13 protein-coding genes are annotated in these 14,444 nt (G+C 71.1%); 11 read left to right on the top strand and 2 right to left on the bottom strand.

The window, feature by feature from the left end; genetic code table 11:
- Nucleotides 1–55: 55 nt before the first annotated feature.
- Both GXW74_RS07000 and GXW74_RS06995 read left to right on the top strand, forming a co-directional pair.
- The gene (locus GXW74_RS07000; RefSeq protein WP_211845764.1) at nt 56–1,021 is read left to right on the top strand and encodes a Bug family tripartite tricarboxylate transporter substrate binding protein; all 966 of its coding nucleotides are present in this window, start codon (nt 56–58) and stop codon (nt 1,019–1,021) included.
- Between the two features lie 89 nt (nt 1,022–1,110).
- The gene (locus GXW74_RS06995; protein WP_211845763.1) at nt 1,111–2,073 is read left to right on the top strand and encodes a glycosyltransferase family 2 protein; all 963 of its coding nucleotides are present in this window, start codon (nt 1,111–1,113) and stop codon (nt 2,071–2,073) included.
- Here GXW74_RS06995 and GXW74_RS06990 read toward each other — a convergent pair.
- A complete protein-coding gene (locus GXW74_RS06990; protein WP_211845762.1) occupies nt 2,060–3,688 on the bottom strand; it encodes a DUF6311 domain-containing protein in 1,629 nt (542 codons plus the stop codon). The genes GXW74_RS06995 and GXW74_RS06990 overlap by 14 nt on opposite strands.
- A 387-nt stretch (nt 3,689–4,075) precedes the next feature.
- On the opposite strand from GXW74_RS06990, the gene GXW74_RS06985 reads away from it, so the two are divergent.
- The 9 genes from GXW74_RS06985 (at nt 4,076) to GXW74_RS06945 (ending at nt 12,931) form a co-directional block, all read left to right on the top strand.
- A complete protein-coding gene (locus GXW74_RS06985; RefSeq protein ID WP_246523017.1) occupies nt 4,076–4,663 on the top strand; it encodes a sugar transferase in 588 nt (195 codons plus the stop codon).
- Between the two features lie 28 nt (nt 4,664–4,691).
- Nucleotides 4,692–6,203, top strand: a complete 1,512-nt coding sequence (locus GXW74_RS06980) for a flippase (RefSeq protein WP_211845760.1) — start codon at nt 4,692–4,694, stop codon at nt 6,201–6,203.
- On the top strand, nt 6,200–7,276 hold the full coding sequence (locus GXW74_RS06975) for a glycosyltransferase family 4 protein (protein ID WP_211845759.1): 1,077 nt from the start codon (nt 6,200–6,202) through the stop codon (nt 7,274–7,276). The genes GXW74_RS06980 and GXW74_RS06975 overlap by 4 nt, the downstream gene beginning before the upstream one ends.
- On the top strand, nt 7,273–8,397 hold the full coding sequence (locus GXW74_RS06970; RefSeq protein WP_211845758.1) for a glycosyltransferase: 1,125 nt from the start codon (nt 7,273–7,275) through the stop codon (nt 8,395–8,397). Before GXW74_RS06975 ends, GXW74_RS06970 begins: the two co-directional genes overlap by 4 nt.
- Nucleotides 8,394–9,269: a glycosyltransferase family 2 protein gene (locus tag GXW74_RS06965; protein ID WP_211845757.1), complete on the top strand. Its 876-nt coding sequence runs from the start codon at nt 8,394–8,396 to the stop codon at nt 9,267–9,269. Before GXW74_RS06970 ends, GXW74_RS06965 begins: the two co-directional genes overlap by 4 nt.
- The gene (locus GXW74_RS06960) at nt 9,269–10,138 is read left to right on the top strand and encodes a glycosyltransferase family 2 protein (RefSeq protein ID WP_211845756.1); all 870 of its coding nucleotides are present in this window, start codon (nt 9,269–9,271) and stop codon (nt 10,136–10,138) included. Before GXW74_RS06965 ends, GXW74_RS06960 begins: the two co-directional genes overlap by 1 nt.
- Nucleotides 10,139–10,320: 182 nt before the next feature.
- Nucleotides 10,321–10,737 carry a Zn-ribbon domain-containing OB-fold protein gene (locus GXW74_RS06955; protein WP_211845755.1) on the top strand — a complete coding sequence of 139 codons (417 nt, stop codon included), beginning with the start codon at nt 10,321–10,323 and terminating at the stop codon, nt 10,735–10,737.
- A gap of 4 nt (nt 10,738–10,741) precedes the next feature.
- Nucleotides 10,742–11,890 carry a thiolase C-terminal domain-containing protein gene (locus tag GXW74_RS06950; RefSeq protein ID WP_211845754.1) on the top strand — a complete coding sequence of 383 codons (1,149 nt, stop codon included), beginning with the start codon at nt 10,742–10,744 and terminating at the stop codon, nt 11,888–11,890.
- A 69-nt stretch (nt 11,891–11,959) separates the two neighbouring features.
- A complete protein-coding gene (locus GXW74_RS06945) occupies nt 11,960–12,931 on the top strand; it encodes a Bug family tripartite tricarboxylate transporter substrate binding protein (RefSeq protein WP_211845753.1) in 972 nt (323 codons plus the stop codon).
- 295 nt (nt 12,932–13,226) lie between these two features.
- Here the strand turns inward: GXW74_RS06945 and GXW74_RS06940 are convergent, their stop codons facing one another.
- Complete coding sequence (locus tag GXW74_RS06940; RefSeq protein WP_211845752.1) at nt 13,227–14,432, bottom strand: LLM class flavin-dependent oxidoreductase; 1,206 nt, start codon at nt 14,430–14,432, stop codon at nt 13,227–13,229.
- Nucleotides 14,433–14,444: the final 12 nt, after the last annotated feature.

The following is a 14,444-nucleotide window of genomic DNA, read 5'->3' as shown; positions in this document are numbered from 1 at the left end:
CCCGCAGTGGCGACGCACCCCTAGGCTCGCCGCAAGAATGACGGAGGAGGCGGCCATGCGTCGCAGGATGATTCTCACCGCCACGGCCGGCCTAGCGCTGGCGCGCCCGGCCCTGGCGCAGGGCCAGTGGCCGGATCGCCCGATCCGCTGGATCGTGCCCTTCCCGCCGGGCGGCTCGACCGATCTCTGGGCGCGGCTGATCGCGGAACCGATGTCGGCCGAGCTCGGCCAGCCGATCGTGATCGACAACCGCGGCGGCGCCGGCGGGCTGATCGGCACCGAGGCCGCGGCGCGCGCGGCGCCGGACGGCTACACCATGCTGTTCACCATCACGACGCACGTGACCACGCCGGTCGTGCTGCAGCGCTTCCCCTACGACCCGGTCAACGACTTCGCGCCGATCGGCAAGCTGGGGGTGACGCCGCTGGTGCTCTGCGCCTCGCCCTCCACCCAGGGCAACACGCTGCAGGAATTCGTCGCCTGGGCGCGGGGCAAGGATCTCTCCTTCGGCTCCTATGCGCCGGGCTCCTCGGGCCATGCCTATGGGCAGATGTTCTCCGACGAGGCGCGGCTGAACATGACCCATGTCGCCTATCGCGGCGAAGGGCCGATGCTGCAGGACATGCTCGCCGGCAATGTCGCCTGCGCCTTCCATTCCATGGCGGCGAGCGGCGGGGCGATCCGCTCCGGGCGGATCCGGCCGCTCGCCCTCTCGGGCACGCGGCCGCTGCCCTCCCTGCCCAGCGTGCCGCTGCTGCAGGACAGCGGCTTCTCGCGGCGCTTCGCCTTCTCCGGCTTCATCGGGCTGCTGGCGCCGGCGCGCGTCCCGCAGCCGATCCTCGACCGCAGCGCGGGGCTGTTCCGCAAGATCATGGAGAGCCCCGACACCCAGCGCCGGCTGCTCGAGATCGATACCATCCCGACCTGGCTCGGCCCCGCCGAGTTCCGCGAGGACATCATCCGATGCCTGCGGGAATGGCAGGCGATCGCGACGGAACTGAACCTCAGCGCCCAGGGGTAATTGCGCCGGCGCCTTGATTTGGCCAGAGGGGTGCTGTTCTTGGACGGAACGGGCGGAGACACCGCCCGGGACGCCGACCGGAACCCCCGATGACCAGCCCTGAAGCACCTGCCCTTTCGATCGTCGTGCCAGCCTACAACGAGCAGGAGGTGCTGCCGGAATTCCATCGCCGGCTGGCCTCCGCTCTCGCCGGGCTCGGCCTGGTGTGGGAGGTCGTCTACGTCAACGACGGGTCCCGCGACACCACCTTCGAGGTGATGCTCGGGCTGCAGGCGGCCGATCCGCGCGTCGCGGTGCTCAACCTCTCGCGCAACTTCGGCAAGGAGATCGCGCTCACCGCCGGCCTCGACCATGCGCGCGGGACCCAGGCCGTGGTGGTGATCGACGCCGACCTGCAGGACCCGCCGGAGGTGATACCGGCGCTGGTCGCGACCTGGCAGGAAGGCTTCGATGTCGTCTACGCCCAGCGCAACACGCGCGAAGGCGAGACCTGGCTGAAGAAGGCGACCGCGGCCGCCTTCTACCGCGTCATGCAGCGGCTCGGCGGCAAGGTGCACCTGCCGCCGGACACCGGCGACTTCCGGCTGCTCAGCCGGCGGGCGCTCGATGCGCTGCTGAAGCTGCGGGAACAGCACCGCTTCATGAAGGGGCTGTTTGCCTGGATCGGCTTCCCGGCCAAGGCGGTGCGCTACGACCGCGCGCCGCGCGCCGCCGGCACGACCAAGTGGAACTACTGGAAGCTGTGGAACTTCTCGCTGGAGGGAATCACCTCCTTCACCGTCGCACCGCTCAAGGTCGCGACCTATGTCGGGCTGCTCACCGCGATCCTCGCCTCGCTCTACCTGCTGCTGATCGTCGTGCGCACGCTGATCTTCGGCAATCCCGTGGCGGGCTATCCGAGCCTGCTGGCGGTGGTGCTGTTCCTCGGCGGGGTGCAGATGATGATGCTCGGCATCATCGGCGAGTATCTCGGCCGCATCTTCAACGAGACCAAGCAGCGGCCGCTCTACTTCACCGAGCGCTACGTGCCGAGCCGCGTCACCGAGGGCTGAGCCGGCAGGCGAGGATATCGCCGACCGGAGAGCAGAGCGTCGCGGCAGCCGGCATGCGGGCCAAGGCCTCCGCCCGCGCGCCGGGCAGGATGATGCGCAGTTCCCCCGGTTCGAGCGGCGTCGCGATCGTCGCGGAATCGGCGCAGGGCGGGCGCTCGCCCCGCCAGCGGGCCACATACATGGAGTTCACCGGCACCGGCCGCTCGGCGGCAAGCGTCAGCACCTGAAGCTGCCGCGCATGGTCGCCGAAAGCGTCGGCTGCCGGGATGCAAGTCCAGGTCGGCAGCAGGGTCAGGCGGTCCGCCTCGGCCAGCAGCCGGCGCAGAGCCGCCGCATCGACGATCCAGGCTGTCCGCGCCGCCGCCCAGTCGCGGATGGCCGCGCGGTTCGGCGCCGCATCGGCGAATTGCAGCAGGCCGAGCACCAGCACCGCAGCCGCGCCGAAGCGCGGCACCCGCGCGAGCAGCGCCACACTGCCCACCAGCAGCGCCAGGCCGACCGGCCAGAAGAAGCGGCCCGAGGCGCGGAACTGCTCGAGGAAGCCCGGCGCCGGACCGAGGTCCAGCACCACCAGCCGCCCTACCCCGACGCGGAAGGAGACCGCGAGCAGCGCGAGCCCGAACAGCACCAGCGCCAGGCCTGCGTGGCGCCGCAGGACCCGCGCAGCTTCCCGCGGCATCAGGACGACCACCGCGAGCATCCCCGCGATCAGCCCCGCACCGAGCCAGTTGTAGCCTTCCCATCCGCCATGGCCGGTGGCGTCGATCTCGCCCGAAACCAAGCCCGGCAGCAGGCCGGAGCGATGCGGCCAGAATGGCGAGAGCAGGTTCAGGGCAAAATCCCCGAAGCCGCCGTCGCCCCGCGCGCCGAGATAGCCGAAGGCTGCCATCGTCGCGAGCACCGCCCCGGCCGCCGCGCAGAAGCCTGTCGCCGCCCCCATCCAGCGCCGGTCCGACCGCAGCAGCAGCGTCGCCGGCGCGGCGCCGAGCAGCGCCAGGACCATGGCCGCAAGGTAAGGGTGGACGAGCAGCGTCGCGACCGCCGCGACAACTGCCCCCGCCCACAGCGCGGGCGAGGGCACCCGCACCAGCCGGAGATAGAAGCCGAGCGCGATCAGCAGCGTGAAATGCCCGGTCAGCGCCGCATGGCCATAGCGATTGATGAAGGCCGGCATCGAGGCCGCGGCGAGTGCGATCGCCACCGCCGGCAACACCCGCTTCTCCCCCGTGCCGCGCAGGCACCAGACCGCCGCCGCCGGCTGCGCCAGCCAGGCGATGCCGTAGAACAGGCCGATGCCGTGAAAACCCTCGGGCAGGGTGCCGCGCAGCAGCTTCAGCACCAGCGCGAGCAGCGGGATTCCGTCGGAGAAGGCGATGTTGAGGCCATCGGGCGGGAGGATGTTGCGCGCCATCAGGGGCGGCCAGCGCCAGTCGTCGCCCAGGAAATAGCGCTGGGCGATGGCGTGCTGCGCGGCATCGCCCTGTGGCGCCCAGTCGATGCCGGCATGCGGCAACAGGAAATCGATCGGGAAGGTCGCGGCCACCAGCACCGCGCCGAGCAGCAGCGCGAAGCCGTAGGACAGGACCGAAGCGACGCGGGGGGTCAGGGCGCGCACTCCGTTAGGGGGCGCTGGCCGTCTAGGGCCGGGCCATGGAGCGAGCAAGCGGCACCGTCACGAAAGATTCCGGGCGTGGCCGGCCGTCGCGCCACAATTGCGCCGCAAGCAGGTCCCAAATCCGTCAGCGCCAAGGGTCATGTCTAGGGTCATTCCGAGGACCGGCCTCGCCCCCTCCCCGCAGATGCGGAAGGGCGATGAGGTCCAAGGGCCCCCTTTGGCCGTTGCCGGACCCCCGCCGGCAGCGGTGACACCAGAAGGCCGTTATCGCTCATGTCCAGCGTTCCGGTTGGTCCCCTCCCCCCACATGGCGCCCCTGCCGGCGCCGTCGCCGGCGTTTCCGCCCGCGACCGAGCCGCCCGCCGGCTGCCGCTCGCCAAGCGCGCGATGGACATCGCCATCGCCGGCGCGGCGCTGCTGGTCGCCCTGCCCTTCTTCATCATCGTCGGCGCGCTGGTGCGGGCCGATGGCGGGCCGGCCTTCTACGCCCACCCGCGCGTCGGCCGCGGCGGCCGCATCTTCGGCTGCCTCAAGTTCCGCTCCATGGTGATCGACAGCCAGGCGCGGCTCGACGCGCTGCTCGCCGCCGACCCCGCCGCGCGCGAGGAGTGGGAGGCGACCCGCAAGCTGAAGAACGACCCGCGCATCACCGCCATCGGCCGCTTCCTGCGCGCCACCAGCCTCGACGAGTTGCCTCAGCTCATCAACGTGCTGAAGGGCGAGATGAGCATCGTCGGCCCCCGCCCGGTGCAGCAGTCCGAGCTGGACCGCTACTACGGCGCCGCCGCCGCGCACTACCTGACCGTCCGCCCGGGCATCACCGGCCTGTGGCAGGTGAGCGGCCGCAGCGAGACCTCCTACGACCAGCGGGTGGCGCTCGATGTCGCCTATGTCTCGCAGCCCTCGCTGCTGGCCGACATCCGCATCCTGCTGAAGACCCCGATGGCGGTGCTGTCGCGCCGCGGCGCACACTGAGCCCCGGGGCCACCAAGGAATCCATCCCATGACTGGTACGGCGTCCGAGGGCCCGGAGGACCGGGCCGGCGGGCGCCGGCTTGTCTCCGGCGTGCTGTGGAACGCGTTCGGGCGCGGCATCCCGCTGCTGGTCGCGCTCCTCATCACCCCGGTGCTGGTGCACCTGCTGGGGACGGAGCGCTGGGGGCTCTTCACCCTCGCACTCGCCATGATCGGCATCTTCGGGGTCTTCGACCTCGGGCTCGGCATGGCGCTGACCCGCGCGGTGTCGGAGCGGATCGGCGAAGGCCGCGGCGCCGAGGCGCCGGCCCTGGTTGGCGCCGCCCTCTATGGGCTGCTCGGCCTCTCGACCGTGACGGCGGGCCTCGCCTGGTTCTTCATGCCGGTGCTGATCGGGCGTGTGCTGCTGGTGCCGCCGGGGCTGGAGGCCGAGGCGCTCGTCGCCTTCCGCGTCCTCGCCGCCGCGGCGCCGCTGGTGGTGATGAACGCGGCGCTCTGGGGCGTGCTCGCGGCCTGGCAGCGCTTCCGCGCGGCCAATCTCGTGAACATGCCGGTCAGCATCTTCTACTACCTCGGCCCGGTGATCGCCCTGCTGCTGTGGGACAGCCTGGTGAGCGTGATGCTGGCGCTGGTCGTGGTGCGGCTGGCGAGCGGCCTCGGCTATGCGGCAATCGCCTGGAAGATCGTGCCGGGGCTGGGGCTTGCGCGGCCGCGCTTCGGCCTGCTGCGGCCACTGCTGCGCCAGGGGGGGTGGATGAGCCTCTCCGGGGCGCTGACCCAGGTGCTGCTCTATGCCGACCGCTTCCTGGTCGGCGCGCTGATCGGGCTGACGGCCGTCGCCTTCTATGCGACACCGCTCGACCTCGTCATGCGCATGTGGATCCTGCCCGTGGCGGTGGCACAGACGCTGCTGCCGGCCATCGCCTCCTCCTTCCGCACCTCGCCGGAGCGCACCGCGCTGCTGGTGCGGCGCGGCGCCCTGATCGTGGCCGGGCTGGCGCTGCCGGCCTGCCTGGTGCTGGTGACGCTGGCCGAATGGCTGCTGTGGCTGTGGCTCGGCACCGCCTTCGCCGAGGGCGGCGGGATGGTGCTGCGCATCCTCGGCGTCGGCATCTTCTTCTCCTGCCTCGCCTTCGTGCCCGGGACGATGCTCGACGCGATCGGGCGGCCGGAGGTGACGGCGACCTTCTCCCTGGTGCAGGCGGCGGTGTTCCTGCCGCTCGGCGCGCTGCTGCTGGTGCTGATCGGGATCGAGGGCGCGGCCATCGCCTGGACGCTGCGCGCGGCGACGGATTGCGCGGGGCGCTTCCTGCTTGCCGCGCGCTTCTACCCTCCATCGGCGGAGGCCGGGCGCGCGCTGATGCCGATGCTCGTCGCGGCCGGCGCGGGGATGGCGCTGATGGTGCCGCTGCCGGGCCTGGTGCTGCCTGCGCTGCTGGGGGCCGTGACGCTCGGCGCCGTGCTGTGGCTTGGCTGGCGGGTCGCCCCGGCCGATGATCGCGCCGCGCTGCTGCGCCGGATCGGAAGGGGGGCCGCATGAGCGGCATCGTCATCAACGGCCGCTTCCTGACCCAGGGCATGACCGGCGTGCAGCGCTTCGCGACCGAGATCGTCGCCGCGGCGGATGCGCTCGCAGGCGCCGGCGCCTGGCCGTCGGCGCGGGTGCTGCATCCGGCCGGAGCGCGCGACCCGGGGCTGAAGCACCTGCGCGGCGAGGCCGTCGGCACGCGCGGCGGCCAGGCCTGGGAACAGATCGACCTGCCACGCGCGGCGAAGGGCGATCTCCTGGTGAACCTCGGCAACACCGGGCCGCTGCTGGCCGGCGCGCGACAGGCCGTAGTGATCCACGACGCCGGCGCCTTCGACACGCCGGACTCCTATTCCTTCGCTTTCCGCACCTGGTACCGGCTGCTGCAGAAGCGCCTGGCGCGGGCGGGCGCACGGCTGCTGACGGTGTCGGAATTCTCGCGCGGGCGGATCGCCGCGGCGCTCGGCGTGGATGCATCCTCGATCGGCGTGCTGCCGGAAGGCGGGGAGCACATCCTGCGCGTGCCGGCAGACGAGACCGTGCTGGCGCGGCACGGGCTGGAACCCGCGCGCTACGCGCTCGTGGTCGGCAATCCGGCGGCGCACAAGAACCTCGCGGCATTGACGGCGGCGGCGGATGTGCTCGGCCGGCACGGGCTGACGCTGGCGGTCGCCGGCGCGGCGGATCCGGCGGTGTTCCGTGGCGGCGGCGGCGTGGCGGCGGAGGCGGCGCGGGTGCTCGGGCGCGTGTCGGATGGGGAGTTGCGCGCTCTGTACGCTAACGCGCTCTGCCTGGTCTTCCCTTCCCGCTATGAGGGCTTCGGCCTGCCGCCGCTGGAGGCGATGGCTTGCGGCTGCCCGGTGATCGCCGCGCATGCCGGCGCCGTGCCTGAGGTCTGCGCCGAGGCCGCGCTCTGGTTCGACCCGGCGCAGCCAGCGAGCCTGCAGGACGCCCTGGCGCGGCTGGTCGAGGAGGAAGGGCTGCGCGACGGCATGCGCGATGCCGGCCTCGCCCGCGCCGCGCGCTTCACCTGGGAACGGGCGGCGCGCGAACTGCTGGCGCAGATCACGGAGGTCGCCGCATGAAGGTCGCCATCGTCCATGAATGGCTGGATTCCTTCGCCGGCTCCGAACGCGTGGTGGAACAATTCCTGGCCGAATGGCCGGAGGCGGATCTCTTCGTCCTCTGCGACTTCATGCCGGAAGCGGAGCGCGGCTTCCTCGGCGGCAGGCCGGTGCGCACCAGCTTCATCCAGCGCCTGCCCTTCGCCCGGAAGCACTTCCGCAAGTACCTCGGCCTGATGCCGCTGGCGGTCGAGCAGTTCGACCTGTCCGGCTACGACCTGGTGCTGTCCTCCTCGCACGCCGTGGCCAAGGGCGCGATCACCGGGCCGGGCCAGGTGCATGTCTCCTACGTGCACAGCCCGATGCGCTACGCCTGGGACCTGCAGCACCAGTACCTGCGCGAGGCGGGATTGGATCGCGGGCTGAAGGGGCTCTACACGCGCCGCCTGCTGCACCGCATGCGCATGTGGGACCGCGCGAGCGCGGCCGCCCCCGACGTGGTGCTGGCCAATTCCACCTACATCGCCGAGCGCATCCGCAAGGCCTGGCGGCGGGAGAGCATCGTCGTCCATCCCCCGGTGGACGTGGAGCGCTTCGCCCTGCGCGCGGAGAAGGAGGATTTCTACCTCACCGCCTCCCGCATGGTGCCCTACAAGCGGATCGAGCTGATCGCCGAGGCCTTCCGCCGCATGCCGGGCCGGCGCCTCGTGGTGGTGGGCGACGGCACGAATGAGGCGCGCGTGCGCGAGGCCGCCGGCGGCGCCCCCAACATCGAGTTCCGCGGCCGCGTCAGCACCGCGGAGCTGGTCCGCCTGACCCAGGCCGCCCGTGCCGCCGTCTTCGCGGCGGAGGAGGATTTCGGCATCGCCACCGTCGAGGCCCAGGCCTGTGGTACCCCCGTCATCGCCTTCGGCAAGGGCGGCGCGCGGGACATCATCGTCGCGCCCCCGGCCGGGCAGCCGACCGGCCTCTTCTTCGCCGAGCAGTCGGCAGGCGCGATCATTGCCGCTGTGGAACGCTTCGAGACCCTGGCTTTCGTGCCACAAGATTGCCGCACCAATGCGGGACGTTTCAGCCGTGAAGCCTTCCGTGCCGCGATGCGCCGCATCGCCCGGGAAGCTCTCGAGGGACTGCAGGGATGAAGTTCTCGCTCGTCGTCGCGACCATCGGCCGCGACAGGGAGATCGCCGAGCTGATCGACAGCCTGCTCGCGCAGGGCCGGTCGGATTTCGAGGTGATCATCGTCGACCAGAACGAGCACGACCGCCTCGCCGAGCTGGAAACCGCCTATGCCGGCCGGGTCGAGCTGCGGCGCTTCCGCTCCTCCGTGCGCAATGCGAACCATGCGCGCAACCTCGGCCTGCGCCATGCGCGGGGCGAGATCGTCGCCTTCCCGGACGATGACTGCTCCTATCCGCCGAACGTGCTTGACCGCGTCGAGGCCGCCTTCGTCGCCAACCCGGCGCTCGGCGCGCTGACCGGTCCGGCCGCCTCGCCCGAGGGCGGGCTCGGCTCCGGCCGCTGGCGCGCCGAGGGCGGGTCGATCGACCTCGGCAACGTCTGGACCAGCGTGATCGAGTTCAACCTCTTCCTCCCCCGCGCCATCGCGCTGGAACTCGGCGGCTTCGACGAGCGGATGGGGCCGGGCACGGTCTTCGGCTCGGCGGAAGGCAACGACCTCGTCTGCCGTGCCCTGGCCCGCGGCCTCGAGGCGCGCTACGACCCGGAGCTGCGGATCATCCATCCCGACAAGCGCCTGACCGAGGTCGCGGTGGCGCGCGCGGAACGCTACGGCCGCGGCCTCGGCTTCGCGCTGCGGCGGCATGCCGCGCCGGTCTCCACCTGGTTCGCCTTCATGGTGCGGCCGCTGGGTGGCGCCGCGCTCAGCCTGCTGCGGTTGCGGCTGCACGACGCCGCCTACTACTTCATGACCTGGCGCGGCCGCGTGGCCGGCGCCCTCGCCGCCGAAGCCCGCCGTCCTGTCACCTTGCCGCCGCTGACCGAAACCGCCTGATGCGCCTCGCCATCGGCATCGCGACGCGAGGACGCCCGGCGATCCTCGCGGGGGTGCTGCGCGACCTGCAGCGCCAGACGCGCCCCGCCGACCGCACCATCGTCTGCCACGTCACCCCGGACGACGTCGCCGGCTGCGACGCCATCGCGGGCGTCGAATTCATCACCGCCTCGGCCGGCCTGCCGCGCCAGCGCAACGCCATCCTGGAGGCGGCGGGCGATTGCGACGTGGTGCTGTTCCTCGACGACGACTTCCTCTGCGCGCCCGCCTTCCTCGCGGTCACGGAAGCGGCCTTCGCCACGCATCCCGACATGGTCGTCGCCACCGGCGTCGTCGTCGCGGACGGCGCGAAGGGGCCGGGCTACACGCTTGAGGAAGCCGCGGCGCTGCTGGCCGCCGATGTCCCCCCCGCCGATGCCGGCGCGGTCGAGCCTGCCTTCAACGGCTACGGCTGCAACATGGCGTTCCGCATGGCGACGGTACGCGAGCACGGCATCCGCGTGGACGAGCGCCTGCCCCTCTACGCCTGGTACGAGGACATCGACGTCACGCGCCGCCTCGGGGAACATGGCAGCATCCTGCGCCTGCTCGGCGCGCGCGGCGCGCATCTCGGCGCCAAGTCGGGCCGCGTGCAGCAGGTGCGGCTCGGCTACTCGCAGGTGGTCAACCCGGTCTACCTGGCGCGCAAGGGGACCTTCCCCTGGAACCACGCCATCCCGAGCGCGGCGCGGCATTGCATCGCCAACCTCGTGCGTTCCCTCGCGCCGGAACCCTGGGCGGATCGCTGGGGCCGCTTCCGCGGCAACATGATCGGCCTGTGGGACCTGCTGCGCGGGCGAGCCGCCCCGGAACGCATCCTCGAACTCTGATGCCGCCGGGCCGTGCCGGCGCTGCTCGGCATCGGCGGGGCAATCGTGTCGGCACGCGGGCCTCGTGTGGCGGCTGCCCGCGATACGAAGCGTCTCGCACAAAGCCTTCGGCCCGCCCCCTCTTCCGTCCGGCGCCGCTTCGCGCGACGATGCGCCGAACCCAAGGAGGAGGAAGCGCTCGCATGACGCTCGAACCAGGCCGCCCGCGGCCGGAACCGACACCAGAGACGAAACATTTCTGGGAAGGCACGAAGAACGGCAAGCTGCTGCTGCAGCGCTGCGGCGATACCGGCCGCGCGTATTTCCCCCCGCGCCCGTTCAGCCCCTACACCGGCACGCGCAACGTCGAGGTGTTCGAGGCCTCCGGCCGCGCGACGCTGCATTCCTACGTCATCCACCACCGGCCCGTGCCGGGCTTCAAGCCGCCCTACGCCATCGCGGTCGTGGAGCTCGAGGAAGGCCCGCGCATGATGACCAACATCGTCGACTGCGCGCAGACGCCCGAGGCGCTGGTGCTCGACATGCCGCTGGAAGTCGCCTTCACGAAGATGGACGACGACATCACGCTTGCCCTGTTCCGCCCGGCGAAGGGGGCCTGACGCCATGATCCGTCCCGGAGAGATCGCGATCGTCGGCGCCGCCGAATCCACCCGCATCGGCGCCGTGCCCGACATGGCGCAGATCATGCTGCATGCCGATGCGGCGCTGAACGCGATGGCGGATGCAGGGCTCAAGCCCTCCGACATCGACGGCGTCGCCTGCGTCGGCCCGATGATGCCGCAGCAGATCGCCCACTACCTCGGCATCACGCCGAAATGGGTGGACGGTACCGGCGTCGGCGGCTGTTCCTTCATGCTGCATGTCCGCCACGCCGCGGCGGCTATCCATGCGGGCTACGCCAAGACCATCCTCATCACCCATGGCGAGAGCGGCAAGTCGCGCGTCAACGCGACGCCGCGCCCGCCCGAGCCGCAGAGCCTGCAGGGCCAGTTCGAGATGCCCTTCGGCCCGATGGGCCCGCCGACGCTCTTCCCCATCCCCGTGCTGCGCTACATGAAGACCTATGGCGTCACGCACGAGCACCTGGCGCAGGTCGCGGTGGTGCAGCGCGAATGGGCGGGGAAGAACCCGCGCGCGGCGTTCAAGGACCCGATCACCGTCGCCGACGTGCTGAACAGCAAGATGATCGCCTACCCGTTCCGGCTGCTGCAGTGCTGCCTGGTGACGGATGGCGGCGGCGCGCTGATCCTCACCTCCGCCGACCGTGCGAAGGATTTCCCGCAGAAGCCGGTCTACATCCTCGGCAGCGGCGAATCCGTCGAGACGACGATGGTCAGCCAGATGGAGGACTTCACCTCCTCCCGCGCCTTCCGCGTGGCGGGGCCGGAAGCCTTCCGCATGGCCGGGCTGAAGCACGAGGACGTCGATCACCTGATGATCTACGACGCCTTCGCGCATCTGCCGCTCTACGGGCTGGAAGACCTCGGCTTCGTCAAGCGCGGCGAGGCGAAGGACTTCATCTGGGAAGGCAACACGCGCCCCGGCGGCAAGCTGCCGCTCAACACCAATGGCGGCGGCCTGTCCTACACGCACACCGGCATGTACGGCATGTTCGCCCTGCAGGAGAGCGTGCGCCAGGTGCGCGGCGTCGCGCCGGCGCAGGTGCCGGACGTGACGATCAGCGTCTGCCACGGGGTGGGCGGCATGTTCTCCGCCTCGGGCACCGTCGTGCTGTCCAACGAACGGCCCTGAGCCGCATTCCGGCCCCGCGGCAAGGACCGCGGGGCCGGCACCAACAAGATCCCTCGGGAGGATACGAGAATGACCATCACGACGTCCCGTCGTGCCCTGCTCGCCGCCGGCGGCACGATGCTCGCCGCGCCCGCCATCGCGCAGTCCGGCTTCCCCAATCGCCCCATCCGGCTGATCGTGCCCTGGCCGCCGGGCGGCTCCACGGACGGGCAGCTCCGCTCCCTCGCCGACATCGCCCAGCGCCATCTCGGCCAGCCGGTCGTCATCGAGAACCGCAGCGGCGTGAGCGGCACGATGGGCGCGCAGATGATGGCGGCCGAAGCGCGCGGCGACGGCTACCTGATCGGCCAGATGCCTGTCACCGCCTTCCGGCTGCCGCTGATGTCCGCCCGCCCGGGCTGGGATCCGCTGAAGGATTTCTCCTACATCATCCACCTCACCGGCTACCTGTTCGGCGTGGTGGTGAAGGCGGACAGCCCCTGGCGCACCTGGCAGGAATTCATGGCCTACGCCAAGGCGAACCCCGGCAAGATCGCCTATGGCTCCCCCGGCGTCGGCAGCACGCTGCACATCACGATGGAACGCATCGCGGCGGAGAACGGCATCGACTGGCTGCACGTGCCCTTCCGCGGCGGGGCGGACAACATCCAGGCGGTGCTGTCCGGCCAGACCCAGGCGAATGCCGATTCCACCGGCTGGGCCCCGCTGGTCGAGGCGGGGCAGCTTCGCCTCCTCGTCACCTGGGGCGAGCAGCGCGCCGCGCGCTTCCCGGACGTGCCGACGCTGCGCGAGGTCGGCATCAACATCGTCTCGGCCTCGCCCTATGGCCTCGCCGGCCCCAAGGGGATGGACCCGGGCGTGGTGCGCGTGCTGCACGACGCCTTCAAGGCCGCGCTCCATGACCCCGCGCATGCCGAGGTGCTGCGGCGCTACGACATGCCCATCATCTACAAGAACACGGCGGACTACACCGCCTATGTCGGCCAGGTGATGGAGGAGGAAGGTGCCATGATCCGACGCCTCAATCTCCGCATCAACTGACCCATGGCGCGTCGCCCGGCGCGCCTCATACTGGCGGCATGATACGAGCGGCACGAGTTCTCGACTCATGCCGAGGCCGCGAATGCGGCCCGCCGGCAGTCCGGCGAAGCCAAGCAAGCCGGAGGTTTGCGCGTCACCCCGGAAGCGTGCCTCCGGCACGACGCGCCGGAGGGCATGAAAAGGCAAATCCAACGGTCGCTGCTCGCGACCCTTGGCATCAGCCTGTGCCCAGGCGAGTGCCGGTGCGCAGGCCGCGATGCGATGCCGGGCTGGAATGCCGCAGGGCGCGGGGAAATCACCCCTTCGGCAGTTCCACCTTCCCGGTGTGCAACTGCAGGCGCGAGAATTCCGGCGCTTGCTGACCCGCATCGCGGAAGGCCTGCTTCAGCGCCGCGATGTTCGGCGCGAGGATGGTCTCCCGGTTGGCGCTGACCCAGTCCCGCGACTTCTGCGGCATGGCGAGCGAGCCCTGGAAGCGCGGCATCACCCAGCGGGCGAAGAGTTCGAAGGACCGCCAGGTCGCCTCCCGATCGGCCCATTCATGGGCGCGGAACAGGATGCCGCCGGCGCCGCCATCGGTGAAGGAGAGCAGCCGCTCGATCCCCGCCGCGACCGTCTCCGGCGAGCCGACCAGCGTCGAACCCTGCGCGAGCCCGTCGCGCAGCGGGTCCTCGGATCGCATCGGCGGGCGGCCGAGCGTTTCGCTGAAATAGGTCAACGTTTCGAGCTGTTCGCCGATGCGCACCTCGCGCAGGGCGCGTTCGTCGTCCTCGGCGCAGTGGAGGTTCACGACCAGCCGCCAGTTGCGGCGGTCCATGGTCTTGCCGTGCTTCGCCGCCTCGGCCTCCGCCATGCGCCACTGGTCGGCCAGCATCTTCGGCCCGCCATGCAGCCCGGCGCCGAGCGAAAGCAGCCCGACACCGTGCTTGCCCGCCGCCAAAGCGCCCGACGGCGTGGTCGAGGACGCGACGGAGATCGGAAAGCATGGCTCCGAATACGGCGCGAGATGCAGCCGCGCGTCGCGCAGCGTGAACCAGTCGGTCTCCATCGTGACCGGCTCCTCGCAGGCGAGGAGCCTCATGATGGCGGTCAGCGATTCATCCATCCGCCGCCGCTGATGCCCGGGGTCGATACCCATCATGTAGGCGTCGGACACCAATGCCCCCGGACCGCAGCCGAGGATGACGCGCCCCTTCGTCATGTGGTCGAGCTGCACGAAGCGCTGCGCCACCAGCAGCGGGTGGTGGTAGGGCAGGCTGGTCACGCCCGTGGCGAGCCTGATGTGCTTCGTGCGTTCCGCCACGGCGCCGATGATGATCTCGGGGCTCGCGATCGTCTCCCAGCCGGCGGAGTGGTGCTCGCCGATCCAGGCCTCGTCATAGCCGAGATGGTCGAGCCACTGGATCAGCGCCATGTCGCGCTCGATCGCCAGCGTCGGATTGTCGCCGACCCGGTGGAAGGGGGCGAGGAAGATGCCGAAGCGCAGGCGTCGCGGGGTCATGGCGTGTCCTTG

The sequence above is a fragment of the Neoroseomonas eburnea genome, from assembly GCF_018129005.1.
Classification (GTDB): domain Bacteria; phylum Pseudomonadota; class Alphaproteobacteria; order Acetobacterales; family Acetobacteraceae; genus Neoroseomonas; species Neoroseomonas eburnea.
This window is presented reverse-complemented; position numbering and strand designations above follow the sequence as displayed.

Excerpts from the sequence above, each read along its gene's own strand:
- GXW74_RS07000 (WP_211845764.1), top strand. The coding sequence starts at position 56 with ATGCGTCGCAGGATGATTCTCACCGCCACGGCCGGCCTAGCGCTGGCG.
- GXW74_RS06995 (WP_211845763.1), top strand. The coding sequence starts at position 1,111 with ATGACCAGCCCTGAAGCACCTGCCCTTTCGATCGTCGTGCCAGCCTAC.
- GXW74_RS06985 (WP_246523017.1), top strand. The coding sequence starts at position 4,076 with ATGGACATCGCCATCGCCGGCGCGGCGCTGCTGGTCGCCCTGCCCTTC.
- GXW74_RS06980 (WP_211845760.1), top strand. The coding sequence starts at position 4,692 with ATGACTGGTACGGCGTCCGAGGGCCCGGAGGACCGGGCCGGCGGGCGC.
- GXW74_RS06975 (WP_211845759.1), top strand. The coding sequence starts at position 6,200 with ATGAGCGGCATCGTCATCAACGGCCGCTTCCTGACCCAGGGCATGACC.
- GXW74_RS06970 (WP_211845758.1), top strand. The coding sequence starts at position 7,273 with ATGAAGGTCGCCATCGTCCATGAATGGCTGGATTCCTTCGCCGGCTCC.
- GXW74_RS06965 (WP_211845757.1), top strand. The coding sequence starts at position 8,394 with ATGAAGTTCTCGCTCGTCGTCGCGACCATCGGCCGCGACAGGGAGATC.
- GXW74_RS06960 (WP_211845756.1), top strand. The coding sequence starts at position 9,269 with ATGCGCCTCGCCATCGGCATCGCGACGCGAGGACGCCCGGCGATCCTC.
- GXW74_RS06955 (WP_211845755.1), top strand. The coding sequence starts at position 10,321 with ATGACGCTCGAACCAGGCCGCCCGCGGCCGGAACCGACACCAGAGACG.
- GXW74_RS06950 (WP_211845754.1), top strand. The coding sequence starts at position 10,742 with ATGATCCGTCCCGGAGAGATCGCGATCGTCGGCGCCGCCGAATCCACC.
- GXW74_RS06945 (WP_211845753.1), top strand. The coding sequence starts at position 11,960 with ATGACCATCACGACGTCCCGTCGTGCCCTGCTCGCCGCCGGCGGCACG.
- GXW74_RS06940 (WP_211845752.1), bottom strand. The coding sequence starts at position 14,432 with ATGACCCCGCGACGCCTGCGCTTCGGCATCTTCCTCGCCCCCTTCCAC.